The organism is Actinomadura rubrisoli, assembly GCF_004349215.1.
In the GTDB taxonomy this organism is placed as follows: Bacteria; Actinomycetota; Actinomycetes; order Streptosporangiales; family Streptosporangiaceae; genus Spirillospora; species Spirillospora rubrisoli.
Genome location: NZ_SMKU01000381.1, coordinates 1 through 8,407, shown reverse-complemented (window position 1 = coordinate 8,407; position 8,407 = coordinate 1). Strand labels below are relative to the sequence as shown.

Below are 8,407 nucleotides of genomic sequence, written 5' to 3'. Positions count from 1 at the left end.
CGCCCCGAGCCGTCCGAGCAGTTCGTAGGACGCGATGCGGACGGGATCCGAAGGCGCGAGTGGGTCCATTCCCATGAGCCTTCTGGAACGGCGCCACCTCCCGCAACCCCCTTACCGGACATGCCGCGAGGCGCTGGGGGACAGGACGAGCCGGCGGATCAAGTGCACGTCGGTGAGCGGCCCCGTCGACGCGGCGAACCCGAACTTGAAGGTATCCGGGACGGGCTTGGGAGCGCGGAATCTCAGCGCCCGCTGGAAACCGTCGCCGTCCAGGAAATCGATGTCGACCGTCGCCATAGGGGCCGGTCCTGGCGACACCGTGATACGGACAATCCGCTTCACTGGTTCCAGCAGACCTTCGGCCCGCCCCGGCGTGGCGGTAGCGGGCAGCTTCTTCAGGTTGCCGTGGAGTTGCCCGGGAAGCGTTGACGGCCAGGAGCCGGTGGACGTCTTGTTACTGGTCGTGGCGTCGATCAGGCAATACCCCTCAACGCCGTTTCCGGGGCCGCGGGCGGTCACGATGTTCGGGCCGGGAGCGGACGAGCGAGACGCCGTCCCGGCCGGCGAGCGCTTTTCGCACTTGTTCCCGCGCCTTTCCGCGTCACCGAAGTATTCGCCAAGGACATCAAGCCCGATGCCGAGATATCCGCCGTTGACACCTGGGACGAACTGGGCGGCGGATCTGTCGCCCGGCAGTTTCTGGGCATAACCGAGGCTTCCCCCGAAAGCGCCCGGCGTGGTGAGGCTCAGGTCGCCGTCGGTGAGGAAGAACGAGATCCCGTCGGCCGGTGCCCGCGTGGTGTTGCCGTACTGCCATTGCTCGAAGGTCACCACCAGCCCGTCCTGCGCCGGGATCGGCGAATCGAACAGCGCCGCGCCGGTCTGCTCGACGTGGGCGTCGGTGAGCTGCAGATATCCATGCGGCGCCGCGTTGCCCGGCGGCACGGGACCGGCCGGATCCCGGCGGCATCTCCCGAGCGGGTGATTCGTGGCCTCCGCCGCCGCCTTTCCGCGCGGCGCGCCTGTGAGGCAGGCGGCGCCGTAGCCGATGAAGCGCGAGTCGGCGGTGGCTCCGGTGAACGACTCGTCCACCTGTACCTCTCCCGGATCCCGGTGCGCCGCCGCGGCGTGCCCGGCCGATGCGACGACCGCGACGACCCCGATCACCGCGACGACGCGAGTCACCCCATGTCTCATGGCGTTGGCCTTCCCAAGCGAGTACGAAGCGATCTCCTTTATCTCACTTATACGAACACGAACACACGACAAGAACCACCTATTGCCGTTCCCATGGAAATACGCGAAGCCAAGCATGACCGAAAAGCATGTCAGCTCACGCGACGGTCACACCTTCGTCACGCCCGGCACTGAGACCGTCCGCCCAGAGCGGCTGGGGCACCCGCGGCGGGGGTCGCCGAACCTGGCGGCGGTCTCCCGTGGATCATCGCAAGATCGCGTCTCGACTCATCAGCCTCGGTGGTGCGATGCTCACCCGCCTTCGACTCCGGCCGCCAGAATCGCAACAATCGTTGTCCTTTGCTATCGGCGATCTCGAACTAGCAATTAGAGTCGGTGACATGTCTAGGGACTCGCAGGATGTCGAGGCTCTGGGAGAACGTCGCCAAAGAGGGCCATCGGCCGAGGATCGGCAGAATGTGGTCAAGATCCCCACGGAAATGATCGACGCCATGGCCTCGATCCGGAGCCGGGATCCATGGCAGAGGTGAGAACACCGACCCAGGACGAGTTGGACGCGCTTCCCGTCGATCGGCGAGTGGAGCTGCTGGAGCTGGAGCGGCAACGTCACGACCGCGTTCGCGACCTTGCGGAGAGCAGGACCGAGCGGCGGCGGCAGGGCCGCCACCAGTGGATCAACAGCGGGGTCCTGCTCATCGGGGCGGTGCTGGCCGGGGGAAGCCTGCTGGCGACCGCGGCGACGTTGCGCACCGGCCAGGACGAACTGCGTACCGCCAAGGAAGGGCAGGTCACCGACCGCTACACCAAGGCCGTCGAGCAACTGGGCTCCGGAAAGCGAGAAGTCCGCACCGCCGCGGTCTACGCGCTGGAACGCATCGCCGTCGATTCACCTCGCGACCGCCTCACCGTCCGCGACGTCTTGGCCGCCTTCGTCCGCGAGCACGATCCCGCCCCCAGAGTCCGCGCCGCCGCCCTGCCTGAAGAACCCGATACCGATGTGGCCGCAGCGCTCACCGTCCTGTCCCGCCGCCCCACCGACCCGCCCACAACCTCATCCCTGGATCTGCACGAGATTCGCATCCCCCGCAACTTCTTCCCGAACGGAGCCAAGCTCGGGGGCGCGAACTTGAGCGGCGCGGACCTGCGCGGCGCGAACTTGAGCATTGCGGACTTGCGCGGGACGAACCTGAGCGGCGCGGACTTGCGTGAAGCCGACCTGAACAGGGCGAATTTGCAAGAGACGAACTTGAGCAGGGTAAAGCTGAACGGAGCCGGCCTGAGGGGGGTGGACCTGAGCAGGAAGGACCTGAGCAACGTGAATCTGCACCGCGCGGACCTGACCGGCGTGGATCTGAGCGCGGCGAATCTGACGGGCGCGGACCTGACCGGCGCGGACCTGAGCGGCGCCAACTTGTTCGGTGCGCGCCTGGAGGGCGTCAGCCTGCGCGGTGTGAGACTGCGCGGCGCGACTCTGCGCGGCGCGCCTTTATACGGCGCTCCTCTGCGCGACACGGACCTGAACGGGGCGGATCTGCGCGACGCGGATCTGGGCCGGGCGGACCTGCGTGACGCCTCCCTGCTTAAAACAGACCTTCGTTACGCGCATCTGAGCGGCGCGAAGCTGCGCGGCGCCGATCTGCGCGGCGCCAATCTGAAGGGGGTCGATTTCGAATTTAGCGAAGAAGAGATCCGGGAAGTCGCCGTAGTCGACGACTACACCACGTTCGGCTAGCACCCTCGTCAGCCTTCGCCAGAAGCTTCCTTGCGCAGTCGGCTCTCCAGTTCCAAGAATTCGCGTCTGGCCGCCACAGGGTCCTCGCCGGCGACCAACGTTTCGGCCAGTTCGTCAAGCGGCCAGGCCACGAGCACGCCGTGCCTCGCGAAGTAGAGCCCGACGTTCCGGATGCGGTAGGTGTCAGCGGTGTCGAGCCACGAGAGGGAGAGCAGCCGCCAGATCCAGCGTCGCGATCTCTGGAGCTTGTTGGTCGCGATGGCCGAGCTGACATCGATCAGCGTCGTACCGTCCGGGCCGCCGATCAGGATGTCGTTGTCGGACCAGTAGGCGCCGAAGACCGGTCTGGCTATTCCCCAAGGGCGCCCCTTCGGGGGGTGCCCGGCCAGGCGGCGCATCTCGTCAAGGCCACCGGCGGTGTGGAGCCGCCGCATCAGCTCGACCAGTTCGTCGACGACGATGTCGGGGGCGGCGCCGTGCATCTGCTCCACGGTCGGCCGGCGGTCCAGGAACAAGTGGTAGAACGGCTCGTCCATCGGGTCGTTGCGGTAGGTGTACTCCAATGCCGCCAGCAACCAGCACAGCCGCGCCAGGCCCTTCTCCGCCCCGAGCTGACCGAACGGCGCGTGCGACGCGAAATAGGCGCGGATTCTGTCGAACAGATCGCTCAGCATCGGCTCGGCCAAGGTAAAGGGGAACCGGTCGTAGATCAACGAGCCGTCCTCGTCGAAATACTCCCCCACGCTCTGGACCGCCGCGAGATCCAGCCACCCGGCCTGGGTGGGCCGCAGATCCAGTGCCCTGCGGCGCTCGGCCTCCGCGAGGCGAATGTGAGTCGGATACAGGCCGGCCTGCCGATGCGCCCAGTCCCGTCCCACCAAGCCGGTCCGCGCGAGGCCGTACAGCGCCGAATAGGGCGGAGCGGGTTGCACCAGCGTGGTCAACCGCTTAGAACACCATTCCCCGAGCTCACCGAAGTACAAATGTGAAATGAGCGACACGGTTCAGATCATATAGTGCGGTTTTGTGCCTATGCCGTCTCTGCGGACGGCGAATGCCGCGCGCCACGGCCTTCACCCGTCCGGTGTGAACTCACCCGGTCGCGCCCGCCTTGCCGGACGGAGGGGGTGGGGGCTGAGACCGGCCCGCCAGCGGCGCGTGCGCGGGAGCGCGGCGCGGATGGCGTACCTGGCCATGTCCGCCTCGTGCCACGCCTCTTCCGCCGTCGCGCCCGCGGGTGGTTCGGGCGCGAAGACCGCCTCGCCGTGCAGCGCCGCGAGACGGCCGACGCGGCGTCCCACCTCGGCGCCGAATCGGTCGTTCGCCGAGGTCAGGACCTCGCCCGTGGTGTCGGCCGCCGCCACGGGCAGGCCCGATTCGACGAGCCGGTCGACGACCTCGTGCCAGGCGGCGAGCGTCCTGCGGCGGGGAGAGCCCCCCGCGCGGCGGCGCGTGCGGCGCCACGCCTTGAGTCCCGGCACGCCGGCCAGGTAGAGCCCGCCAAGGCCCGCCAGGGCGGCCGCCGCGAGCAGCATCGGTGGCCAGGCGTCGTCCTTGTCGGTTCCGGTGCCGGTCCGCCCGCCGGGGGCGGGTGCGGGACGCGCGGCCGCGTCCTTGGACTTCGTCGGCTTCGGCTCGGGACTCGGCGTCGCGGCGGCCGGCGGCGGCGCGGCGGACGAGCTGTCGGCCGAAAGCCGGGGCGTCGGGTCGAACGGCACCCAGCCGGCCGTCTCGAACAGCACCTCCGCCCAGACGCGCACGTCCTTGCCCTTCACCACGTACACGCCCGGTTGCATCTCGCGGGGTTGGAAGCCGACCACCACGCGCGTCACGTACCCTTCCGCGCGGGCCAGCACGGCGAACGCGCTCGCGTACTGCTCGGGGGTGCCCTGCCTCAACTTCAGCGTCTCCTTGATCTGGTAGAGGCCGTGGCCGCCCGGGGCCTTCGGGTTCTTGTCCACCCGGAAGCCCTGGTCCGTCGCGCCGCGCGGTGGCGCGAAGTACTCCTGGAGACGGCGCATCGCGGGAATGCCGTACTCGCCGCCGATGACGTGCCGCGCCAGCGCCGTCAGGTCCGCGGGCAGCGGCGGGACGGCCGCGTGCTGCAGCCGAACGTCCTGCTCCAGCTCCTGCGGATCGTTCACCGGGACGGCGCTGCGCACCCGGTACTCGCCCGGGACGGGGCGGCCTGCCGGGAACACGACGTCGCCGGTGGCCTCGTCGATGCCCAGCCCGGCCTCCGACACCTCGGTGGGACGGCCGGACGACACCAGCCAGCCGAGCGGGCCCGGGTCGTTCACCTGGACCCGCTCGTCCCGGGACACGGTGCGCGGGGGGCCGTCCGGGTCGGGCGGCAGGACGCGTCCCGCCCGCCGGTACCGCGCGGCGCTGCTCCAGTGCTCGCCGTCGAAGCGGTCGAGGCTCACGTACCGCATGAGGCCCGGCGGCGTGGCGGAGCGGACGACGAGCGACAGGTCCAGCGTTCCGTTGCGCAGGGCCGGGTACATCACCAGCGGGCTGACGGCCTCCCGGGGCCGTACCGGCTGCTCGACGAGGGTCCGGGCGTCGGCCGGCGTCTCCCTCCCCGCCCGCGCGACCACGGCGCCGCCTCCCCAGCTCGCCGCCGCCACACCCGCGAGGACGGCGCCGCCCACCAGCACCGCCAGCAGCCGCCGGGCCCGCTCGGCCACGCGCCCGCTCTCCGGCGCGGTCCCGCCGCCGGGGGCGTCGCCGGGCGGGGGCGCGTACCGGGCGACGACCAGCAGGGCCGCGACCCCGCCCGCCAGCGCGGGCGCCAGCCAGGCGGCCGGGGCCCCGGCCGCCGCCGACGCGGCGCAGCCCATCGCCGTGACCGCCAGCGGGCCGAGCGGCTGGAGGACGGGCGCCCGGCCGCGCAGCGCGGGCTCGACGGCGGCGAGCGCGGCCAGCCCCGCGAGCAGGGCCACGGCGCCCAGCTCGGGACCGGACGGCTCGACGGGCAGCGCGGAGGTGAGCAACCGTCTCGGCCCGGCGATCAGCGCCGTCCCGGGGGCGATGGCGAGCGTCACGTACGCCAGCAGGGCCAGCAGCGACGCGAGGACCCGCGTCACCGGCGCAAGGCCCGTGCCGACGTGCAGGAGCGTGCAGACCAGAGCGGCCAGGCCGGTCACGGCGGCCATGTGCGGCAGGTACGCCGCATCGGCGAGCACATCGGACGCGCCGAGCCCGAACGCGGGCGCGAAGGACAGCGCGGACAGCAGCGCCAGCCCGGCCCCAAGGCACGCCCGCAGAACAAGCCGCCCCGGCACGCTCATGCTGTGTTCCCCGCGCCCCTCCGGCACGCTCATGCCGTTCCTCCGGCGACCAGCCTTGTCCACAGGCCCGCCGCCTCGGCGGCGGCCGGGGCCCGTAGGACCAGCAGGCCGGGGCGCCTGCTGGTGGCGGCGGGCGCGCCGAGCTGAACGATCGCGACGCGGGCGAACCGGCGCCGGACCTTGGCGATGCGGGCCACCAGGCCGGGCTCGGGGCCGGACACGACCACCAGCGCGCCGCCCTCCCGGGCCCGCTCGGCCAGGCGCACCAGCGCGGCGGGCCCGCTCTCGGCGCTCATCCGCGCGGCGGCGAGCCGGTCCAGCACGCCGTGCCCGCCGGCGTCGTCGATCAGCGCGCGGTCCTCGCCGAGCACCGACAGGGCGACCCGGTGACCGGCCCGCTGCGACGCGACCGCGATGGACGCCGCGAATTCCACGGCCTCCTCGAACGTCGCGTCCGCCAGCACGTCCGCCCGGGTGTCGAGCAGGACGGTGGTGGCCGGGTCGCTGCTGTCGACGTGCTCGCGCACCATCAGCGCCCCGGTGCGGGCCGTGGACGCCCAGTGGATGTGCCGGGGGTCGTCGCCCGGCACGTACTCCCGCAGCGACACGAACGACGTCGAGCCCGCGGGCGCGTTCTCGGAGATCCGTCCCTCGAAGTCCGGGACGTGGCCGAGCGGCAGCGGCCGCATCGGGTGCCGCCTCGGATGGACCCACAGCCAGGTCCGTCCCGGCAGATGGCGGGTGCGGCGGACCAGCCCGAGCGGGTCGAGCCGCTCCACCAGCACCGGGCCGATCCGGACCAGGCCGCGGCGCGGAGTGTCGATCGGGATCCGCAGCGACCGGCGGGCGCCGCCCGCGAGCCATCCGGCGCTGATCCGCCGCGGGCCGCCGTCGACCAGTTCCACCGCGTCGAAGCCGGGGGCGGGCAGGCGGCCCAGGTTCGCGACGGTCAGCGTGACGGCCGCCTGCTGCCCGACCGTCACCCGGTCGGCCTCCAGCGCCCGGTCCACCCGGACGCGCGGGCGCCGCAGCGTCGCGGCGGCGGCCAGCACCAGCGCGGCGGCGCCCGCGAGGCCCAGCCCGGTCAGCGTCGCGAAGCCGAGTCCCGTCCCCGCGGCGAGCAGGACCGCGGCGCCGCCCAGCACCGCCCAGCCCGAGGCGGTCGGCCCGCCCCGGCGCCCCGCGCTCCGGCGGGTCACGCCGCCCCGGTCGTGGCCGGGACCGGCACGGACCGCAGGACCCCGGCGAGCACGTCGGCCGTGCGCACCTCGCGGATCTCCGCCTCCGGGTCGAGCATCAGCCGGTGGGCCAGCACCGGCTCGGCGACCGCCTTCACATCGTCGGGGACGACGTAGCCCCGGCCCTCGCAGGCCGCCCACGCCCGTGCGGCGCGGATCAGGGCGATGCTGCCGCGCGGGCTCGCGCCGAGCCGCAGGTCCTTCTCGGCGCGGGTGGCGTGCGCGACCATCGCGGCGTACCGGGCGATCGTCGGGGGCACATGGACCCTGCCGGCGTACCGGGTCATCCATTCGATCTGGTCGACGGACGCGACCGCGCGCAGGTCGGGCGCGGCACCGGCCGCGGCGCGCCCGGCCAGCAGGTCGGCCTCGGCGTCCAGATCGGGGTAGCCCACGCTGATCCGCAGCAGGAACCGGTCGAGCTGCGCCTCGGGAAGCCGGTAGGTGCCCTCCAGGTCGACCGGGTTCTGGGTGGCGATGACCATGAACGTGGGCGGCACCTCGTGCGCGCGGCCGTCCACGGTCACCTGCCGCTCCTCCATGACCTCCAGCAGCGCCGACTGCGTCTTGGGCGACGCCCTGTTGATCTCGTCGGCCACCACCAGGTGCGTGAACACCGGCCCGGGACGGAAGTCGAACGTCCCGGACGACTGGTCGTACACCTGGATGCCGGTGATGTCGCCCGGCAGCAGGTCGGGGGTGAACTGGACGCGCTTCCAGCGGGCGTCCACGGAGTCGGCGATGGCCTTGGCCAGGGTCGTCTTGCCGACGCCGGGGACGTCCTCCACCAGCAGGTGGCCGCCCGCGTACAGGCAGGTCAAGGCCAGCCGCACGACCTGCGGCTTGCCGCGCAGGCTCTTCTCGACGTTGCCGGAGATCGCGCGGTGGGCGGTGGCGAAGTACTCCGCCGGGTCCGCGCCGGGCGGGGCGGCGGGGTCGGGGTGCAC

6 protein-coding genes are annotated in these 8,407 nt (G+C 72.2%); 1 reads left to right on the top strand and 5 read right to left on the bottom strand.

Translation table 11 applies throughout. From position 1 onward, the window contains the following. Nucleotides 1-111 precede the first annotated feature (111 nt). Entirely contained in the window at nt 112-1,314 is a 1,203-nt protein-coding gene (locus E1298_RS40240; protein ID WP_131902643.1) for an L-type lectin family protein, read from the bottom strand. Between the two features lie 460 nt (nt 1,315-1,774). Between E1298_RS40240 and E1298_RS40235 the strand changes: the two genes are divergently transcribed. Continuing rightward, a complete protein-coding gene (locus tag E1298_RS40235; RefSeq protein WP_131902642.1) occupies nt 1,775-2,929 on the top strand; it encodes a pentapeptide repeat-containing protein in 1,155 nt (384 codons plus the stop codon). 8 nt (nt 2,930-2,937) lie between these two features. Here the strand turns inward: E1298_RS40235 and E1298_RS40230 are convergent, their stop codons facing one another. From E1298_RS40230 to E1298_RS40215, 4 genes are all read right to left on the bottom strand, one after another. Further along, complete coding sequence (locus E1298_RS40230) at nt 2,938-3,930, bottom strand: hypothetical protein (protein WP_131902641.1); 993 nt, start codon at nt 3,928-3,930, stop codon at nt 2,938-2,940. A gap of 72 nt (nt 3,931-4,002) precedes the next feature. Further along, on the bottom strand, nt 4,003-6,255 hold the full coding sequence (locus E1298_RS40225) for a transglutaminase TgpA family protein (RefSeq protein ID WP_131902640.1): 2,253 nt from the start codon (nt 6,253-6,255) through the stop codon (nt 4,003-4,005). Continuing rightward, the gene (locus E1298_RS40220; protein WP_131902639.1) at nt 6,252-7,421 is read right to left on the bottom strand and encodes a DUF58 domain-containing protein; all 1,170 of its coding nucleotides are present in this window, start codon (nt 7,419-7,421) and stop codon (nt 6,252-6,254) included. The genes E1298_RS40225 and E1298_RS40220 overlap by 4 nt, the downstream gene beginning before the upstream one ends. Beyond that, nucleotides 7,418-8,407: an AAA family ATPase gene (locus E1298_RS40215; protein WP_131902638.1), complete on the bottom strand. Its 990-nt coding sequence runs from the start codon at nt 8,405-8,407 to the stop codon at nt 7,418-7,420. Before E1298_RS40215 ends, E1298_RS40220 begins: the two co-directional genes overlap by 4 nt.

Excerpts from the sequence above, each read along its gene's own strand:
- E1298_RS40240 (WP_131902643.1), bottom strand. The coding sequence starts at position 1,314 with ATGCTTGGCTTCGCGTATTTCCATGGGAACGGCAATAGGTGGTTCTTG.
- E1298_RS40225 (WP_131902640.1), bottom strand. The coding sequence starts at position 6,255 with ATGAGCGTGCCGGAGGGGCGCGGGGAACACAGCATGAGCGTGCCGGGG.